Annotated in this window: 14 protein-coding genes and 1 pseudogene; 3 read left to right on the forward strand and 12 right to left on the reverse strand. The window is 35.2% G+C overall.

Annotated elements, in window-relative coordinates:
• Positions 1 to 6 precede the first annotated feature (6 nt).
• The 8 genes from IPK88_03705 to IPK88_03740 form a co-directional block, all read right to left on the reverse strand.
• Positions 7 to 4,380, reverse strand: coding sequence for a CusA/CzcA family heavy metal efflux RND transporter (locus IPK88_03705; protein MBK8242507.1), 4,374 nt, complete (start codon positions 4,378 to 4,380; stop codon positions 7 to 9).
• 99 nt (positions 4,381 to 4,479) lie between these two features.
• Positions 4,480 to 4,797 carry a hypothetical protein gene (locus IPK88_03710; protein ID MBK8242508.1) on the reverse strand — a complete coding sequence of 106 codons (318 nt, stop codon included), beginning with the start codon at positions 4,795 to 4,797 and terminating at the stop codon, positions 4,480 to 4,482.
• Positions 4,798 to 5,028: 231 nt separating this feature from the next.
• Positions 5,029 to 5,382 carry a DsrE family protein gene (locus IPK88_03715; GenBank protein ID MBK8242509.1) on the reverse strand — a complete coding sequence of 118 codons (354 nt, stop codon included), beginning with the start codon at positions 5,380 to 5,382 and terminating at the stop codon, positions 5,029 to 5,031.
• A gap of 17 nt (positions 5,383 to 5,399) precedes the next feature.
• Entirely contained in the window at positions 5,400 to 5,600 is a 201-nt protein-coding gene (locus IPK88_03720; GenBank protein ID MBK8242510.1) for a hypothetical protein, read from the reverse strand.
• Positions 5,601 to 5,900: 300 nt separating this feature from the next.
• Positions 5,901 to 7,085, reverse strand: a complete 1,185-nt coding sequence (locus tag IPK88_03725) for a TolC family protein (protein MBK8242511.1) — start codon at positions 7,083 to 7,085, stop codon at positions 5,901 to 5,903.
• Position 7,086: 1 nt separating this feature from the next.
• The gene (locus IPK88_03730; GenBank protein ID MBK8242512.1) at positions 7,087 to 10,167 is read right to left on the reverse strand and encodes an efflux RND transporter permease subunit; all 3,081 of its coding nucleotides are present in this window, start codon (positions 10,165 to 10,167) and stop codon (positions 7,087 to 7,089) included.
• A 12-nt stretch (positions 10,168 to 10,179) separates the two neighbouring features.
• On the reverse strand, positions 10,180 to 11,718 hold the full coding sequence (locus IPK88_03735) for an efflux RND transporter periplasmic adaptor subunit (GenBank protein MBK8242513.1): 1,539 nt from the start codon (positions 11,716 to 11,718) through the stop codon (positions 10,180 to 10,182).
• Between the two features lie 123 nt (positions 11,719 to 11,841).
• Positions 11,842 to 12,204 carry a hypothetical protein gene (locus tag IPK88_03740; GenBank protein MBK8242514.1) on the reverse strand — a complete coding sequence of 121 codons (363 nt, stop codon included), beginning with the start codon at positions 12,202 to 12,204 and terminating at the stop codon, positions 11,842 to 11,844.
• Positions 12,205 to 12,375: 171 nt separating this feature from the next.
• On the opposite strand from IPK88_03740, the pseudogene IPK88_03745 reads away from it, so the two are divergent.
• Positions 12,376 to 13,287, forward strand: a pseudogene (locus IPK88_03745) (IS1595 family transposase).
• A gap of 162 nt (positions 13,288 to 13,449) precedes the next feature.
• A complete protein-coding gene (locus IPK88_03750; protein MBK8242515.1) occupies positions 13,450 to 14,076 on the forward strand; it encodes a hypothetical protein in 627 nt (208 codons plus the stop codon).
• Here the strand turns inward: IPK88_03750 and IPK88_03755 are convergent.
• The 4 genes from IPK88_03755 to IPK88_03770 all read right to left on the reverse strand — a co-directional run bounded on the left by IPK88_03755 (position 14,050) and on the right by IPK88_03770 (position 19,137).
• Complete coding sequence (locus IPK88_03755; protein ID MBK8242516.1) at positions 14,050 to 14,850, reverse strand: sterol desaturase family protein; 801 nt, start codon at positions 14,848 to 14,850, stop codon at positions 14,050 to 14,052. The genes IPK88_03750 and IPK88_03755 overlap by 27 nt on opposite strands.
• A 432-nt stretch (positions 14,851 to 15,282) precedes the next feature.
• The gene (locus IPK88_03760) at positions 15,283 to 16,503 is read right to left on the reverse strand and encodes a DEAD/DEAH box helicase (GenBank protein MBK8242517.1); all 1,221 of its coding nucleotides are present in this window, start codon (positions 16,501 to 16,503) and stop codon (positions 15,283 to 15,285) included.
• 141 nt (positions 16,504 to 16,644) lie between these two features.
• Positions 16,645 to 17,469, reverse strand: coding sequence for an Omp28-related outer membrane protein (locus IPK88_03765; GenBank protein ID MBK8242518.1), 825 nt, complete (start codon positions 17,467 to 17,469; stop codon positions 16,645 to 16,647).
• Between the two features lie 30 nt (positions 17,470 to 17,499).
• The gene (locus tag IPK88_03770) at positions 17,500 to 19,137 is read right to left on the reverse strand and encodes a hypothetical protein (protein ID MBK8242519.1); all 1,638 of its coding nucleotides are present in this window, start codon (positions 19,135 to 19,137) and stop codon (positions 17,500 to 17,502) included.
• A gap of 81 nt (positions 19,138 to 19,218) precedes the next feature.
• On the opposite strand from IPK88_03770, the gene IPK88_03775 reads away from it, so the two are divergent.
• Positions 19,219 to 19,710, forward strand: a complete 492-nt coding sequence (locus IPK88_03775; GenBank protein ID MBK8242520.1) for a TlpA family protein disulfide reductase — start codon at positions 19,219 to 19,221, stop codon at positions 19,708 to 19,710.
• Positions 19,711 to 19,717 lie beyond the last annotated feature (7 nt).

The following is a 19,717-nucleotide window of genomic DNA, read 5'->3' on the forward strand; positions in this document are numbered from 1 at the left end:
TAATTTTTATCTGTTGATTAAGAAATTGATATTAATAATAGATTGATTGAGTTGATTTATTGATTGAAGATAATTTAATTTAACTTCACTTGCAGTTTGCATTGCCTGTAAATATTCAATATAACCAATTTCACCACTTCGGTATGTTGTTTTTGCTATACTGATCATTAATTCAGCATTAGGTAAGGCATTTGACTTGTAATAGTTGTATTGTGCCATGTTCTGGTTGTATTGTTGAAACGCATTTTGCAATTGTGTTTGAAGCAAAAGTTTACCATGGTCAGCTTCAATAGTCAAAGCTTGTTGTTTGTAATTCAATGATTTTATTTTTGCAGTATTACTAAAATAGGTAAACGGAATACTAATGCCAACATTAAAGCCATTGAAGCGTTTACTTCTATCAAAGTATTCTTCCTTTCCATTTATAGTTTGAATACCAGTCAGTGATTGATTAAAATAGCCTACATTCAAATCTGGTAAAATAGCTGCTGATTCTAACTTTATAGCTTGTTTAGCAATCATTGCCTCTTGATACAACGCCATTAATGATGGATTAAGGGTTACTTGGTTAATATCAAGTGAATTATTTATACTTAATGGTTGGAAAGAGATTGAATCACGAATAGTGAATTCATCGCCTGAATTCATTAATTGTTTCAATGAAGCATAAGCTGTTGCTGCTTCTGTTTCATTTTGATTGATGATAAGCGCTAACAGTCCACGCTTTGTATTCGCGGTAGTTTTCTCTAACAAATTGGTCTCTCCTGATTGGTATCGCAAGTCAGCAGTACTCACAAAATCAACATACAAACTATCCATTGACTGCAATTGTTTTCTTGCATTTTGCAAATACATTAATTGAAAAATCCAATACTTTACCTGAGCCTTTAATTCATTCTGAGACATTTGTAATTTCAATTGACTTGCTAATAATTCTGCAGAATACAAGCCAGATTTTGCTTTATAATAGCTTGGAAAAGGAATGCTTTGTGAGATCTGAAATGAATTATCCTGATTGATACTATTATTTTGTCCAAATTGAACATTTACATTGGTTTTGGGTAATTCAAAAACAGACTTTTTAAGCATTGAAGCAGATTGCACATTGAGTTGTTGTGATTGAAGTTCCAAATTATTATTCAGTGCTATATTTATTATTTCTTCCACACTGAGTTGTCTTGATGTGCTTTGTGCATTGGCATTTTGAAAAAAGAATAATACAATAATAAAAACACTTATGCTTGTAATTTGTGACTTTTTGTTTCTTTTACGCGGTGAAGAAAATAACAAATAAAGCAATGGCAATACAAAGAGTGTAAGAAATGTTGCTGTGATCAATCCCCCAATAACTACTGTTGCCAATGGCTTTTGAACTTCAGCGCCAGCACCATGTGAAAGCGCCATTGGTAAAAACCCAAGCGAAGCAACAGCTGCTGTCATGAGAACAGGTCGCAAACGGATTTTAGTACCTTCTATAATTCTTTGCAACATATCGCTCATACCTTCTTTCTCCAATTGATTAAACGTACTGACTAAAACAATTCCATTCAAGACCGCTACACCAAACAATGCAATAAATCCAACACCTGCAGAAATGCTAAAAGGCATATCACGAATCAATAATGCAAATACACCTCCTATTGCTGCCATAGGAATAGCTGTAAAAATAAGTGTTGCTTGTTTAATGGAAGTGAAGGTGAAATATAATAGCATGAATATAAGTGCCAATGCAACGGGTACTGCTATCATCAATCGGTTCGATGCTGCTTGTAAATTTTCAAAAGTTCCTCCATAAGTATAATAATATCCTTCAGGCAATTTTACGTCGTTGCCCAATTGTTTTTGAATATCAGTAACAACACTTGATACATCTCGTCCTTTTACATTGAAACCTACTACAATTCTACGTTTACCATCCTCACGACTAATTTGGGCAGGTCCTAATTCCAATTGGATATCGGCTACTTGGGATAACGGAATCTGTGTTCCGTTAGATGTTGGAATATGCAAATGACTTACATCATCTATATTATTCCGGTGAGTAGAATCAAGGCGAACAACCAAATCGAATTTACGTTCGTTTTCAAAAACAACTCCAGCGCTACCTCCTGCGAATGATGTACTAACTATATGATTGATGTCATCAATATTCAGACCGTAATTTGCAATTTGAGAACGATTATACTTAATAACAATTTGTGGCAATCCTGCCACTCGCTCCACACTTGGTTCAGTAGCTCCGGCTACACCTTGTATAATGGTGTTTACTTTATTAGCATAGAATAAAAGGGTATCCATGTTTTCACCAAATATTTTAACGGCTACATCCTGTCTAATACCGGTCATCAATTCATTAAAACGCATTTGTATGGGTTGGCTTTTTTCAAAAAATACCCCTGGGATGATTTCCAATTTTTCATAGATTTCATCAGCAAGTTCATCATAAGTAATGTTTCGCTTCCACTCACTTTGTGGTTTTAAAATGATCATCATGTCGCTTGCTTCAGGTGGCATAGGATCTGTTGGCACTTCAGCACTTCCTGTTTTTCCAACTACCATTTTGACCTCATCAAATTCTTTTATTAATCGTGAAGCTTGCATAGAAGTTTCAATACTTTGAGACAAAGATGTTCCCTGCGATAATATGCAGTGAAAAGCAAAATCACCTTCTGCTAATGTTGGAATAAATTCTCCGCCCATCTTTGAAAAAAGAAAAACTGTGAAAAAGAAAATTCCAACAGTGATTCCAACAACTAATTTCTTTCCTTTAATTGCAGCGTTTAAAAGTGGTTCATATTTTTGTTGGAAAAAAATCATCATTCTATCAGAAATATTTTTTCTATGACTCACCTTTTTACTTAAAAAAAGTGAAGATATCATTGGAATGTAAGTAAGTGATAGTATAAATGCCCCAAGTATGGCAAATGAAACAGTCTGTGCCATTGGTCCAAACATTTTTCCTTCAATACCTACTAAAGTTAGAATGGGTAAGTATACAATCAAGATGATGATTTGTCCGAATGCTGCAGAATTCATCATTCGCTTTGCACTTTGAAAAACAGTTTCATCCATTTGCTTTGATGTAAGTTCTGTTTTTCCACTTTGCAATTGTGTGGTGCTTATACGGTGGAAAATACTTTCGACTATAATGACTGCACCATCTACTATTAAACCAAAATCTATAGCACCTAAACTCATAAGGTTGGCACTTACTCCAAACACATTCATCATCCCTAATGCAAACAACATGGATAAGGGTATTGCTGAAGCCACGATCAAACCAGCTCTAAAATTTCCAAGAAATAATACCAAAACAAAAATGACTATTAATGCGCCTTCTAAAAGATTCTTTTCTACTGTTGAGATAGCACGGTTTACTAAATCAGTTCTATCCAGGTAGGGTTCAATAACCACATCATCGGGTAAGGATTTTTGAATGGTTTGCATTTTATCTTTTACACGATTTACCACATCGGCGCTATTCGCTCCTTTCAGCATCATCACGACCCCACCTACAGCATCCACTTCACCATTGTAGGTAAGCGCACCATATCGAACAGCACTTCCCAATCGAACTTCAGCTACATCTTTTATCAAGATCGGAATTCCATTGGGATTGTTTTTTACAGCTATGTTTTTGATATCGTCAAATGAACCAATTAATCCCACCCCACGAATGAAATAGGCATTGGGTTTTTTATCTATATAAGCCCCGCCTGTATTTTCGTTGTTCTTTTCAAGTGCAGAAAAAATTTCAGGAATGGTAATTCCCATAGCTATAAGTCTATCAGGATTGATAGCCACTTCATACTGTTTGAGCTGTCCACCAAAACTATTGACTTCTGCAATCCCTGCAGTACCATACAGTTGTCGGGCAACTATCCAATCCTGCATGGTTCGCAAATCCATGGCCGTGTATTTATTCTCGCTCCCCTTTTTAGGGTGAATGATATATTGATATACTTCTCCTAAACCTGTGCTCAACGGTGCCAATTCAGGTTTCCCAATTCCATTAGGAATTTTTTCTTCAGCTTCTTTTAGTTTTTCATTAATCAGTTGTCTTGCAAAATAGATATCTACTTTGTCATCAAAAACAACCGTTATGACAGATAATCCGAAACGAGAAAGACTGCGCAACTCAACTAAGTCAGGAAGATTGGCGATACTTTGTTCAATGGGATAAGTAACCAATTGTTCCACCTCCTGCCCAGCCAGCGTTGGACAAAGTGTGATGATTTGTACTTGATTATTGGTGATGTCAGGTAGAGCATCAATAGGTAATTTACTAGCACTCCATACGCCCCACACGACGAGTGCAAAAGTCATCAATCCAATGATGAACTTATTGTTTATACTAAACGCAATTATTTTATTTAACATGTTTAATCAGTTTAATGAATGAATATGCAAATACTCGCTGTGATCTTACACTGCAAGTATTTTATTTACTTTCTGCATAAGCAGAAATTTATAAATTCATTAGCTGATTTTTGGCGGTTGCCAGATATTGAAATAGATATTCTGAATATAACCATTTTTATATTCACAAATTGTCTCTGAAAGTTCTACTTTCCTTATTGGAATATAAATAGGAATATAAATATGGGTGTATACAGATCCACAGCATGAACAAAAGCAAAAGGGCGAACAATTTTCAGATTCATGGTTGTGCTTTTCGTGATCACTATTATTTATATCCGAATTCAATGTAACTTGATTACAATCATACTCATCACCACAGGGCATCAAAGTAAGTCCAAAAAAATACAAAGCAAAGAATAATGAAAATAGTTTCACAATGCAAAATTAATCAATTTCCTGAATTTATTTCATTGTTCCTAAAGTTATAAAAATAACGAATAAATAATATTATTACAAAATATGATCTATAATATTGATTATCAATTATATAGATATTATAAAAATATTTAACAATAAATAAAAAATGAATTGTTAAGATTTAATTAAAGTATGCCTCCTTCAATTGACTTTATGCCAAATATTGAACATGTAAAGACATCCAGAAAATTAAAAAACAAGCACTTTATCACTGTCTACAACCCAATTAGTCAGTTCTGCCATTGTGCTCATCTCGGCTCCATCTATTAATTGTACGTTTTTCAGTCCCCTGGCCTCAGCGCAACTGCCGCATATTTTTACTTTCGCTCCTTTAATTAGTGAAAGTTTCATCATTTTTTCAATATTATAATAGCCATTTGGTGTAGTCTGATTTGCAACCGCACAACTTGCTGCATCTGCCATTAGAAAAATTCTTACTTCTACAGTTTCATTATCCTTACCTAATTGGTTGGCAAGTCGTAAAGCATTGTAAGCTTTTTCAGTTCCATATGGAGCATCGTTGATTAAGATTAAAATTTTCATTTCTATTTATTTTATGGTTAATTATTAATTGCTTTCATCACTACAAAACTTCCTTTTCCAAATCCTTGTTGCGGTTGTTCTATTTCAATTACTTTGGACTTTGTCAGCGTCTGCCAATAAGAAAAATGGTGAAAGCCCGCTTGTTTTATGAGTTCAGCTATCTCTTGGGGAGAATAAAAATGAGCATCCCTATAAAATTTATTTTCGGATTTTTCCATTTCATATTTCTTTCTGAGGACGGTGTTTTTATCAATGATGCCTAGCAATATTACTCCTTATGGTATTAAAATGCGGTGAACTTCTGAAAATGCTTTTGGTGTGTCTGAAAGAAAACAAATCGGCGGTACCATTAATGCAAAATCAAAACAGTGTCCTAAAATATCTCACAATTATCCATTCTATTGCCTACAAAAAATTTAAGCCATGATTGTATCATAATCCATTTAACCCTTTATAAATTTAATTTCTGATAAATATACAAAAACTATATATTCACTTCACAAATTTTCTTCTCGAATTTACAATCTGTATTTCATTATTTCTGCCAAAGTCACATGATATTCTTTCTCCAATTTCAATAAATGTAGTAAGGCGTTTTGGTAAAAACTCGTTTCTAAAAAATATTCAATCACCGTGATTTCGCCCAAGCGTAAAGCCTTATCTAATAAAGTGATATTGCTGATTGATGCTATTACAGAACTGTATTCATTAAATGATTTTTTGAGCGCATCTTGTCGATCAAACAGTTCTTTTATTTCAAAAAAATGCTCGTTCAAGTGACTTTGCAATTTTAAATTGGTGAATAGAACATTTGCTTGTTGCTCCCTTTTGCGATATTTCTGTTCCCAAATTGGAAGTGTCAAACCCGCATGGATGCCATTGAATCGTTGCCCCAAAATGCCTTGATAATGGTATCCGACTTCGAATTTCGGAAGTCGCCATGTCTTGCTCAATTCAAGTTGTTTTTCAGCAATACGCTGTTCATGCTCCAATGTTTGGCGCATTGGGTCAGCAGTCTTATATTCCATTTCAACTTGTTCAAAAGTTGTTAATTCTGGTAGTGTTGGATAAATCGTGTCCTGAAAAACTACTACTTCACCACCATTAATTTGAATCAAATGCATTTGCAGTTTTTGAATTTCAACGTTGTTTTCTATGTTTAATTGGTTAATTTCTAAAAGTTGCAACTTCGTTTTGTTCACATCTAAAATATTTCCGTCTCCTTTGTTGAGTTTAGTCTGAAAATCGCTTTGGAGTTTTTCTAAATCCAATTTTCGTCGTTCATAGTGGATTTTCAACTTGTTTCGATATACCATTTCAATGCAGGCTAATTTGGCTTCTTGCAAAATATCTTGTCGACGTCCAGCAAATTCCGAAATAGAGATTGCACCCTGAACTGCCGCCAATTCCTTTCGTTTTTTGTATGTCGTCGGGAAATCGAAAGGCTGTACAACAAAAAAATCGGTTTGATTTCCAGCTGCTTCCGGCGAACCGAAAAGAAATTGTCCTTGAATGGTCGGGTTCGGCAGCGTCAAACCTGTTTTGTATTCCAGTTTTTTAGCTTCCCAAAATTGTCGGTTCGACATGAGCAATTTGTTGTTTTTTTCAACTGAAACCAAAACAGCTTCTAGGTTAGATTGACCATTGGCATTGAAACAAAATGCCAATACCAACACTTTCAAAATCATTATTTTGTATTTCATTTCAATTTTTTCTATTAGTGAGAAAATAGACTACCGGCACAATGAAAATATTGAGCAAAGTAGATGTGAGTAAACCACCTAAAATCACTTTTGCCATGGGGCTTTGTATTTCGTTTCCTGGTAAATCCCCAGCAATGGCAAGCGGGATGAGAGCAAGTCCAGCCGTCAAAGCTGTCATCAAAATCGGTGAAAGTCGATCTACCGAGCCATCCAAGACCGTTTCAAGGAGCGGTTTGCCTTCTTCTTGCAAATTTTTATAGCGGGAAACGAGCAAAATACCGTTCCGAGTAGCTACACCAAACAAGGTGATAAAACCGATAATTGCTGGGATACTCAAAATGCCAGAAGTGATCCAAATGCTGAAAACGCCGCCAATCAAAGCCAATGGCAAGTTCAACAAGATAATTGAAGCTGTTTTGAGACTTTTAAATTCTTGAAAAAGTAAAAGAAAAATCACCAATAGCGATAGTAACGAAGTTGCCAATAGCGTTTTTGAAGCTTCCGCTTCAGCTTCAAACTGACCACCGTATTCAATGCGGTAGCCTTCTGGTAGTGTGATTTTTTCTGCAATCATTTTCTGGATTTCATCTACGGTACTCTTTTGGTCACGACCAGCTACATTCACAGATACAACGGTTTTGCGTTGCACATTTTCTCGATTTATCGTGTTCGGCCCTGAAGTTGAAACAACATCTGCCACATAACTCAAAGGTATTTTTTGCCCATTAACTGCATCAATCATTGTATTTCTAATGTTCTCGATATTGCCCCGATTGGCATCGTCGAATCGTAAAATCAAGTCAAAACTTTTGTTTCCTTCATAAATTTCAGACACTTTTTCACCTGCAAAAGCCACGTCAACGAACTCGTTGAAATGTCCAATAGGTATTCCATAATGGTTGAGCAAATCTCTTTTTGCTTTGATTTGTACCTGAGGAATTTCAATTTGTTGCTCCACACTTATATCCACAAGACCAGAAATCGGGGTAATCGCCGTCTTGATTTCGTTGGAAAGTGAGAATAGTTTTGCCAAGTCAGTTCCAAAAATCTTGATGGCTATATTCGCTCTTGTGCCTGAAAGCATGTGGTCGATACGATGACCGATGGGCTGCCCAATGGTGATATTCACGCCAGAAACGTTGGCGAGATGCTTCCGTACATCAGCCATAAATTCCGACCGACTGCGATCTTTCAAAATAAAGGGCGCATCAATTTCGGCAGCATTCACGCCTTGGGCATGTTCGTCAAGTTCTGCTCGACCTGTGCGGCGGGTAGTGATTTGAATTTCTGGGACTTTCAATAATTCCTGCTCTACGTATGAGCCTATTTTGTTGCTTTCTTCCAACGAAATGCCTGGCAAACTGACCGCCGAAATCACCAGTGATCCTTCATTGAATTCAGGTAAGAAACTCCTTCCCAATTTTGAAAGCCCAAATAGAGCTACCAACAGCATCAAAAACGAGACGGCGAGCACTGTGCTTTTGGCTTTCATAACGCCTTTTAAAAGGCCAGAATAACCAATTTGAAGCTTACTGACAAGCCAACTTTCGCCGTGCTGTCTTTTTAACATTTTTTCGTTCGATAAAAGATAGCTGCCCAAAACAGGAGTCAAGGTGATGCTAACAATAAGAGAAGCAAACAACGATACGATGAATGCAATACCTAATGGAGCAAGTAATTTACCTTCCATACCTGACAAGAAAAACAGTGGTAAAAACGCCACGATAATAATGAAGGTAGCATTGATGATGCTTGTTCGGATTTCCACTGATGCATCGAATACTACTTGTAGCACAGCTTTTCGCTCCGAAATGGGCATTGTAGCATTCTGTTTTAGACGTTTGAAAACATTTTCCACATCTATAATAGCATCGTCCACGAGTGCACCAATAGCAATTGCCATACCGCCTAATGACATTGTGTTAATGGTGAAACCAAGCCATTTCAAGGTCAAAATAGCGACAATCAGCGAAACAGGAATGGCAAGTAACGAAATCACAGTTGCGCGCCAATTCATCAAAAAAAGAAACAATACAACAACCACGAAAATACTTCCTTCCAAAAGTGTTTTTTGGATGTTTGAAATTGAAGCGTTTATAAAATCCACCTGCCTGAAAATGCGAGTATTGATTTTTACGTCGATAGGCATCGTTTTTTGCAAATCCAAGATTGCATCATCAATTTTTTGCGTCAGCAAAAGCGAATTGGTGGCAGGCTGTTTCATCACAGTCATAATCACAGCCGGTTTGCCCTGAAGTGAGCCGTCACCGATTTTTTGGGCTGCCGCTATTTTGAGTGTCGCCACGTCCTCGATTTTGACAGTTCCTTCCGGGGTAGTCTTGATGACGGATTTTCCAAGTTCTTCTAAATCACTAGTTCTACCAATACCTCGGACTATATATTCATTACCGAAATCATTTAAAAAACCGCCTGACGAATTTCCGTTGGCTTCTTGACAAGCTTTGAGCAATTCGGAAAGTGTTACATCAAATGCACTCATTTTTTGTGGTGAAGCCAATATCTGATATTGTTTGAACTCACCGCCGATGACAACGACCTGCGCTACACCTCCTGTAGCGAGCAATCGAGGTCGAATTGACCAATCGGCAAGCGTCCGTAAATCCATTTGTGAAGTACTGTCACCTGTCAAACTAATGAGCATAATTTCACCCATGATGCTTGCTTGTGGTGCCATGGTTGGATTGCCCACGCCTACTGGAAGACGTTCAGCAATAGCTATAATTTTTTCGTTGACGATTTGTCTGGCTTTGAAGATATCAGTGTTCCACTCAAATTCAATCCAAACAATCGAGATGCCAGCCGATGATGATGAGCGCACCCGACGAACGTTTGTTGCCCCATTTACGGCGGTTTCAAGAGGGAATGTGACTAATTTTTCAACCTCTTCTGGTGCCATACCGTGCGCTTCAGTCAATACAACAACGGTCGGGGCGGTTAAATCTGGGAATACATCCACCTCCATTCGTGAGGCGACAAGTGAACCAAAAACAATGAGTAGAACTGTTGCTACGATTACCAACAATCGGTTTCTAAGTGAGAAAAGTATTATTTTGTTAAGCATGATATTGAAGATTTAGTGTTCATGTCCATGCGCCGGAAGTGTTCCTGAAGCAGTTGACAATTTGATTTGATAACCGCCTTTCGTTACCACCCGTTCACCTTCGGTGATACCAGCAAGAACTTGCACATTCTTCCCGTCGGATGGGCCTATTTTAAGTTCCCGTTTCTGAAAACGCTCACCATCCATTTGGACATAAGCATAAAAAATGCCTTGTTCCTCCAAAAGTGCTGAAGTAGGGATGACCAAAGTGGGCTTTGTGTCTGACAGTAAAAACACCTCGACTACCGACCCGGGAACGAAATTTCCCTTGTTGTCTATCTCGAAATGAATTGGCAAAAAAGGAGAACCTACCTCTGCTGATTTTCCGGTCGAAACGACAAGTCCATTCAAATTTCGGGTATTGAATACCTGCCCTCCGTCTGCAGTTTTGAAATTGGCTGCAGTGAACGAAGTTAGTTTTGGGAAATATTTTTGAGAGACATTCGCTTGTAACAAGAGTCTTTTGCTTTTTGAAATGGTGGCAAGAGGCTGACCTGCGTTCACAAATTGCCCGTTTTCGACCATTACGTTTTTCAAATAACCTCCAATAGGAGAAGTAACACTTTGCTTGTTTTGGTTGAATTTTTTAGAAACGGAAAAATTGGAGAGTTGGTTTTGGGCATTTTCAAGTTGACGTTTAGCCTCTAAAAATTCCCTTTCGGAAATGATTTTGTCTTTCACTAATTCACTCGCCCGATCGAAATTCTTTATTGCTATGGTCAAATTACTCTCTGCCTGTAGGACTGCTGAGCCCAAATTGCTTTTTACGACCTCATTGCTTTTTACCGTGAAAAGCGTTGCACCTTTTCCATAGGTAGTTCCTGCCACCATGTTTTTCCCTTTAAAAGAAACAATACCGCTAATTTGTGCTGTCAAAACGGCTTCATCCCCCGGTGCTGCAAGAATTTGCCCGCTCGTTTTCACAACTTCAGAAAACGGTTCAACTTTTGCCGGTGCATTTGCAAATTCTACTTTCCAAGCCTGTTCTTTTAAGTAAGAGATATCACTACCACCAGTAACTTCATGTTCTTGTTTTTCAATTGCCGTTTTTTCGTCAGGAAAAACCTCTACATTTTCAATGATGATTTTGTCAGTAAACTTAGGTGTTTTAATATCGAAAACTAATTTGAAAACACCCGCTTTTTTAGGTGTCATCCGCAAACGAAAAATGCCCGGCACTTCAGGTTTTTCGGAAATGATGGTTTGCGAATCACCTGTCTCGACAAGAGTTAGCCTAATTTGTCCTTCGTCGATAGCTTTGAACAGTTCGCCGAGTGCCGTGAAATGCGCGGCAAAGCGGCTTTCAATTCCTACAACGAGCGGTTTGAACTCCACAAAAAGTTCAGTTTTGTCACTGTATATCGTGAAAGCGAGTGGTTCGAGCGTTGGCTCGCTAGATTCGATGTGATTTCCTTCTGAATCGTAGGTATGACCGCTTTTAGCTTCGTGTGAGTGAGTGCATCCAAACAGGATGCAAAAGAGAGCCGCCAATGGCAGCATCATATTTTTCATTGCTATTGAATTAAATTGTTTAAATCTTTAACCCTTCGTGTCAAAGTGCAACGCAGGGTATTGATTTTGAAAATAAAAATTGGAATTGTAAATCGCGCTTTTGCACGAATCAGAAGGAGGGTATTATACCTTTGGAGGTTGCCAAATATCTCCAGAATAAACTGATGAATGCAATTGCTGGGATCGTAAAATCAGCGAATTTGATACAATCTTCATTTTTTTAGATGCAACTATGTTATTTAGACGCGGAAGCAAAAAAGGCATTTGTGAAGAGATATTTTGTTGATCATGATCCTTGTTTTGAAATGGGAGGTTTTCATGACTGTGATGGTCTGTCTTCTGGTGTTCATGATCGGAATAGTGCAATTGCACAAATTCTACAATATTGATATTTTCTTGATGACAAATAATGTGGTGAGCAAAATGTTGAAAAAAGGATCCCATTTTGATAAGTGATTTCAGACCTTGATTGCTTAATGAACTCATTAGCAAAATTTGAAAAGCAAGTAAAATGGGTATATATTTTTTCATTTCTAATGGAAAAATTACCAAGCAAACAGTTTAAGCATCTTTAGGTTTAATTTCATTCTAAAGTAAACATTTAATAAACTCAAACTATATAAAAACTTTGAATTATAAGGCTAAGGTACGAAATAAATGCTTACCTTAGAGCAGCTTAATTATATAAAATGGATAAAAAGTTTGAGCATTTATGAATTTCATTAATTAATTCCCGATGTTGATTCATGTTATTAGCATTTAGAAAATCTAAAGAGGGGTCTTGGACATTCTTGTATCAAATGCAAGAACACAAAATATCATGCAGTGCAAGGTAAACTTGGAAGAAAATGTAGTTTATGCGATCATCAAGAGTCAGTTACAAGTAATACATTATTTCATCTGGTAAAATTTCCAATTTTAATGGGATTTTATATAATTTATTGAATCAGCCTTCTAAGAAGAGCATAAGATCAACAGAGTTGAATAGAAAGCTACAACTTAAGCAAAAAACGTGTTGGTAGTTTAAACGAAAAATAATGGAGGTTATGGCCAGTAGTGGAAAATATCCACCTAGAGGAGAAGTAGAAATTGATGAAACGTTTGTAGGAGGCAAGGGAAAAAAGTAATTGGCAGAGAACATGGAAAGAAAAAATTAGTTGTATTTGCAATAGAAAGAGCTGGCAATGGAGTAAAACGAGCTTATGGCAAATTCATTGAAAATGCTGGAACAAAAGAGTTAGAACCATTTATTATAGCTGCATTACATCTTGATAGTTAAATAACTACTGATAAATGGACAGGCTATTTACTATTAAAAAAGAATTCAAAAAATTTAAACAAAAAAAATCTAAGAAAGGTAAAAATTTTGATACATTACATCAATACATTATGGGATTCAAAGGATGGTTACGAGGAATACATCATTCAGTTGTTCATCTTCAAGCATATATCAATGAATATAATTATCGATATAATCGGTATTTTATGAACGGAGATATTTTTGAAAACTTGATGGTACGCATCATGGAACATAAACCAGCATTTTACAAAATGCTTAAAGTAAGTTAAATTCCTAATTCTGTAAAATTATATAAATCAAAAATAATACTTTTTATCTTGAAACAATATATCACAGATTGCGTTCATTTCTGATGTATTTTGATTTCAATTTTACAAAATAAATTATTTTAGAAATTAATTCAAATGATTTGCATTCAAAAAAAATAACAAATGAAGGCTTGGAAAGGCGTACACAAAAAAGATAATTACCCAATACTTTTACTTGTTGGATTAGTTTTTTTTTGCAGTTCGATCTATTTGACCGTTCATTATGTACCTAAATTTGAAACTCGGAATGGCTTTATCCCCTATGATCCTTTTATGGATTTTTTACCAGCATTAGATGTTTCTTTTTGGATATTCTTTATACTTTATGGCGCTATACTTTTTGGATCGTATTATTTTTTACAACATCCTAAACTGTTTTTAATGATGCTTTTTAGTTTTGGTTTTATGTATTGGTTTAGGGCAATTTGCATCACCATTGTTCCTTTGAATGAACCTACACTATTAATACCACTAAAAGATCCACTTATTGAAACGCTAGGTATCTACCAGCATTTCATCAAAAAAGATTTGTTTTTCTCAGGACATTTTGCTTCCGTTTTTATTCCTTGGCTTGTCATAGAAAAACCAAATATTCGTTGGATATTTTTAATAAGCAGTATCGTCATTGGATTCCTAGTAATGATACAGCATATTCATTACTCTTTTGACATTATTGGTGCAGTAGTATTTTCTTACTTAGCCGTCTTTTGTTCTAAAAAAATTTTAGAGCGTTTTATCATTGAAGGGTAGTTTAATCAAATCTTTAAATTTCAAAGATCTCTCAATGGTTTTATCTAATCCAAAGATAACTTCATGCCTATCTAAATAGGTAAATGTACCAAACATTCGATCCCAAATGCTTAACAAGTCTCCATAATTACTGTCAGTATAAGGTTCAACATAATGATGATGAACATGATGCATATTAGGTGTGAGTATGACGTATGACAAATATTTATCTATTTTTTCAGGTAACCTAAAATTTGAATGTATTACAATTTTACTAATTATTTGCACAAATTGGTGCAAGGTCACTATCCAAAATGCTGGACCTAAAAAGCATGCAGCTAACATATAATGTCCTAATCGAATACAAGTCTCTACAGGATGTTCTCTAAGAGAAGTGCTTACATTCAAAACGGTATCACTATGATGTACTGCGTGAAAAGGCCAAACTAATTTAACCTTATGCATCAGAAAATGATAAATATAATAAGTAAAATCCAAAAAAATAAAGGTCCCTATTAATTGTTCTAACGTACTATCTAATGAAAAATAATGCAACACTCCAACTTGATGACTATTTTCAATCAATAAGATTTTAATAAAAAGATAGCCTAATACCAATTGCAATATAAAACCAGGTATTACAAATAAAGCATTATTGAAATCATGCCCCCATTTCTTATAATCTTTTGTTACACCATAAATATTTTCCAAATTCCAACAAATAGTAAAAACAGAAATGCATATCAATAATTGCTGAATGTCTTGTCCATTAGTGAAGTGTGGTAATATTTGCATGATGTTAATGTTTATTAAACATCTTTTTGTATTTCAAATTTAAAAACCAAAAGTAATATTATTAAATCATTAATTTTTAATAATTTTTTGGATGCATCATGCAATTTTAATCATAAAGATTACTTTTAACATTGTTTTAACACGATCAAGTATTAATCTTGATAAATTAAGTGTTTTAACAATATTATTTTCAAATATAAATGGCTAGATACTAAAATTATTTTTCCAACTATATGAATATGAATAAAAGACTTTTATTCCATTTTGATATTAGAAATCAACTAATTCATCTCTTTGTTCTAAACCAACATTGGTTTAAATAAAATATTAAAATCTATAATAAGAATTGTTTTAATTTAAAATATAAAAAATCAATTTTAAAAAGAATACAATTTCAAACAATAAAATTTCAGGAATTAATTGAAAAACAAATTATCGTTGTACTGCCTTAGTTTTCTTTTTGAATTTAAATCGATTATTGGGTTTGGTTTTAATCACTTCTAAGGGATTGTATTCAGGGGCAGGACCTAATTCTGCTGGTACCATTTCCTTCGGGATGACTTTGTCCAATAATTTTTCAATGGCTGCAAAAGATGCTTGCTCCTTTTTTGTGATAATCGTAATGGCAACACCATCCGCTTCAGCTCTTGCAGTTCTCCCTATCCGATGCACATAATCTTCTCCATCATGTGGTACATCATAATTAATCACCAAATCAATCGTATCTATATCAATACCTCTGCTCAAAATATCTGTAGCAATTAATATAGGAATCTTACCACTACTAAAACCTAATAATACATCTTCACGCTGACGTTGTTCTAAGTCACTATGAATTTCTGCAACATTGAATCGGGCGTGATATAATTCTTTAGCTAATTCCTTAACACTTACTTTTCTACTACAAAAAACCAATGCACATTTATAAGCCGAATTTTTTAATATGTGTTTTACTAAATTCAATTTCTGATTTTCATGAACAACATATGCCTTTTGGATAATCTTTTCGGGTGGTTTTGAAATCGCAATATTTACTTCAATTGGATTTTTAAGAATTTTTCTGGCTAACTGCCGAATCCGATCTGGCATAGTTGCAGAAAATAAAAGGGTCTGCTTACTCACTGGAAGGAGACTCGTAATCTTTGCCAAATCTTCTTGAAATCCCATATCCAGCATTCGATCGGCTTCATCCAATACCAACCACTGCAATCCCTTGAGATCAAAATAATCCATATTAAGATGTGCTATCAATCTTCCAGGTGTACAAATGACAATGTCAGCACCCATTTGTAAAGCTTTCTTCTCAGCTACAAAATTCTGGCCATCATTCCCACCATAGATTGCAATAAAACTAATTTCTGTAAAATAAGTAAAGCCTTCTATGTGTTGTGAAATTTGTTTGGCAAGTTCACGTGTTGGTACTATAATTAAGGCACTTACTTTATGATCATGTTTATGCTGAATCAAGTGATGGATCATAGGCAACAAAAACGCTGCTGTTTTGCCAGTCCCCGTTTGGGCTGATGCAATAATATCCCTCCCGGATAAAATAGATGGGATAACTAATTCTTGAACAGGAGTTGGTGAAGTATATCCTGAGGCTTCGATACCTTGATATAAATCTGGATGTAAATTAAATTCTTTAAAAGTCAAAATCTATAAAAATTATTTTTTCTTTGGCATTGGGTGCTAACAGGAAAGCCCAAAGATACAACATTTTCCAATACCATCAAAGCACAGTCAAAAATGCCTGATTTTAGAATTTTATACTAGATTATTTGGTATTAGTACTTTCTACTTGATTTTACTTTCTGCTGCTTGAAGTATATACTTTGAATTTTCATCTTCAGACACATATGCGATCACACTACATCGATCTGCTTGCCACAAAACTGCATCGGTTGGAAGTACAAAATCATATGATTTTTCTACTGTTGCATTTAAATCTAATTGATCAGCAATTTTTTCTCCAGATGTTGGAGTAATTAATTTTCTCAATACATGATTATGAGTATAAGGAGAAAGTATTCCCGTTAAACTTTTTTGATCAGCAATGATATTTGATTCGGTAAGTGCTACGTGCAAATGCAATTTACTAGCAATTGCATTTAGTGCTTTTGTTTTAAGTACGATGTGCACATTGCGTGTCGTTTCATCAAAGCTTACATTGATGTTTAAATCTACTTTTGGTGCAACTACCAATTCTTGTTCTAAATAAGAAATCCATGTATCCGGTTTTCCAATTCTAATCTTTTTTTCATTAGGAAATAATCTGCGATTAAATGCTGCTTCTGGTTTTCCGTCCCAAGCACCTAAAAATTTTTCAATGTCCTCAGCTTCTGGTGTCACAAAATTAGGATCACCGGATTTTGCTGGCAACCCTAAAAATCTGGAATGAACACCTACCACAATGAGATTATTTGGATATTTTTCTAATAAACTTTCTAGTGTTGATGCCGCTCCCGGACAATTGGTACATGATGCTCCCGTAAAATCTTCAACTAAAACAACCCGATTAGAAATAATTCCCGGATTTACTTTCAGTTGGGTGACCTGTTCCCAATCAGCACATTGGCTTAAAGTCAATATTAAAATAATACTTACAAATAAATATTTCATGATCAATTACTTTTATTGCTTTCTACAAAATTAAAAACTAGACGTAATAGATGCTCTGATTCCACTAAATGCAGGTTCCAATCTGCAAATACCACCTGAACAAACGATACCTTCTAATTGCTTAACGTACTTAATACCAAATCGATTGCTGCCATAATTATAAACAATACCGAATGCTGGATAATGAATAGCTTTCTTGTCATGCGTCGGCTTTACATTATACATATCTGAAACTTCAATCAACCAATGCGGTGAGAATCCAAGTTCAACCAATCCATTAACCCATGAGCCAATATCTTCTTTATTATCCATATATTGGGCTTCAACCCGAATTGAATTTTTGCGACTGAATTTGTACAAAAACTCAGCAAACGGTGTAATCGTTTTTATAGTAGGCTGACCACCTTTACCATAATACACTTCCTGATTAAATCGTTGGTGTTGTAATCCTCCGGAAAGTTGCCAGGATCCAGGTTTTTTATACAAGACTTCTGCATAAATTTCTTTATAAAATTCCTTTGAAAAATCTTTATCCCTGATATCAGAAAAGTTTACAGAAAAATTCCAATGATCCCCAAAACCATATTTCAAATCGATCTGATATGCCATTTCACTCAGGTACTGTGTAGCTGGATAGTAATAGGAATTTAATCGATACGTATTGATTTTTGAGCTTGGAGGAATAAAGGTGATAAGACCCTTGTTTAAGGTCAAGGTAGGTTCAGCTCTAAAGTCAAAGGCTTCTGTTCGTTTACCTTCTATGGTTATACCTAAATTATGAGCCGCATATCCTATACTGGTGTAAAATACACTCCCATCTTGCTTCACATATTTACCCAAATCGGTATTGCCCTTTCCCAAAGATCTCACTGCAGTGGGGTCGTAATATAAATCATCTGGCTTATAAGCTGCTTCTACATACCAACTAAAATCTCTATAAGTTAATGTATTGAATACACTGATCGCATTGGTATTATAATTCGGTGTAACCTGATCTACAGGTAAATAACCACTTAATATCGTCACTAAATCCTGAACTACCTGATCTCCGATCGTTCGATTGACAAATCCAAAACCAGGTGCTATGGACCAGGATGAAGTGTCAGTTGGCTTATAGAACCCATTTAATGATACACCCTTGATAATGGAGTTATACTGCTCAAATAAATTCTTCTGTTTTCCGGTAAACCCCTTGAGGCTCCAGTTATTATTAAAATTGAATTTACAGGATATACCCACCAAAGCATTATCAATGAGTTGAGCTCTTTCTTCGTAAGCTCTGTAAATAATACCTGAACCAATCTGATCGTAAATATATCCTGCAGTAATGTCAAAGCGATCTACTTGCTTATTAATAAACCATCTGCCTATACCTTGATCAGTATAGGATTGTTTAGGATCCAAAAGATTAGAATTATTAAATAAATCAAAGCGTATACCGGCATTAAAACCCTGATATGACGCATTAATATCCAGCCAGCTTTCTGCACCAAAAAGTTGATGATCATATTGAGGAATGTTAGCGGCTCCTATGGAACTGTCTCTAATAAAAAGGTTTGCATTGGTTTGAAATCCACCGCCTAAAATCAAGCTCTCCTGAGCGCTAATTGCAAGGCTAACAGACCATATGGAAAGGAATAGCAGTATCTTGTGAATATGGTTAATCATTCGTTAAATTGTTTTTCAAAGGCTAAAGTAATGGATTATTTCAATCAATTTTACGTTTCTATCGTCAAATCAAACAATTAAATGAAAAAATTACTTTTTTTAACCTTTGCTGTCGGCTTAATAGCCATGTCGTTCACTGTTTTAGACAAAAAATTTCCTGCACTGAAATTAAAAAATTTAGACGGCAAAGAAGTTGATTTAAATGCCAGTTTTAGTAAAAACAAATTGACTGTGGTTAGTTATTGGGCCACTTGGTGTTCACCTTGTAAAAAAGAATTAGATGCCATGAATGAATTGTATTCTTCTTGGCAAAAAGATGGCATTGAAGTAATCGCTATTACCATAGATGATATCCAGCAATTGAATAAAGTAAAACCATTGGCGCAACAAAAAAAATGGAAATACACACTTTTATCTGATTCCAATAAAGAAAGCATGAGAACGCTTAATTTCCAATCTATACCTCAAACATTTGTCGTCGATAAGAATGGGAATATCCTATACACTCACAGTGGTTATGTAGCTGGGGATGAATTCGAATTAGAGAAAAAATTAAAATCGTTTCTAAAATAAGTTTAGT

It is taken from the genome of Candidatus Defluviibacterium haderslevense (assembly GCA_016712225.1).
GTDB lineage: Bacteria > Bacteroidota > Bacteroidia > Chitinophagales > Saprospiraceae > Vicinibacter > Vicinibacter haderslevensis.

Excerpts from the sequence above, each read along its gene's own strand:
- IPK88_03705 (MBK8242507.1), bottom strand. The coding sequence starts at position 4,380 with ATGTTAAATAAAATAATTGCGTTTAGTATAAACAATAAGTTCATCATT.
- IPK88_03765 (MBK8242518.1), bottom strand. The coding sequence starts at position 17,469 with ATGAAATATTTATTTGTAAGTATTATTTTAATATTGACTTTAAGCCAA.
- IPK88_03725 (MBK8242511.1), bottom strand. The coding sequence starts at position 7,085 with ATGAAATACAAAATAATGATTTTGAAAGTGTTGGTATTGGCATTTTGT.
- IPK88_03730 (MBK8242512.1), bottom strand. The coding sequence starts at position 10,167 with ATGCTTAACAAAATAATACTTTTCTCACTTAGAAACCGATTGTTGGTA.
- IPK88_03720 (MBK8242510.1), bottom strand. The coding sequence starts at position 5,600 with ATGGAAAAATCCGAAAATAAATTTTATAGGGATGCTCATTTTTATTCT.
- IPK88_03715 (MBK8242509.1), bottom strand. The coding sequence starts at position 5,382 with ATGAAAATTTTAATCTTAATCAACGATGCTCCATATGGAACTGAAAAA.
- IPK88_03770 (MBK8242519.1), bottom strand. The coding sequence starts at position 19,137 with ATGATTAACCATATTCACAAGATACTGCTATTCCTTTCCATATGGTCT.
- IPK88_03775 (MBK8242520.1), top strand. The coding sequence starts at position 19,219 with ATGAAAAAATTACTTTTTTTAACCTTTGCTGTCGGCTTAATAGCCATG.
- IPK88_03750 (MBK8242515.1), top strand. The coding sequence starts at position 13,450 with ATGAAGGCTTGGAAAGGCGTACACAAAAAAGATAATTACCCAATACTT.
- IPK88_03755 (MBK8242516.1), bottom strand. The coding sequence starts at position 14,850 with ATGCAAATATTACCACACTTCACTAATGGACAAGACATTCAGCAATTA.
- IPK88_03735 (MBK8242513.1), bottom strand. The coding sequence starts at position 11,718 with ATGAAAAATATGATGCTGCCATTGGCGGCTCTCTTTTGCATCCTGTTT.
- IPK88_03740 (MBK8242514.1), bottom strand. The coding sequence starts at position 12,204 with ATGAGTTCATTAAGCAATCAAGGTCTGAAATCACTTATCAAAATGGGA.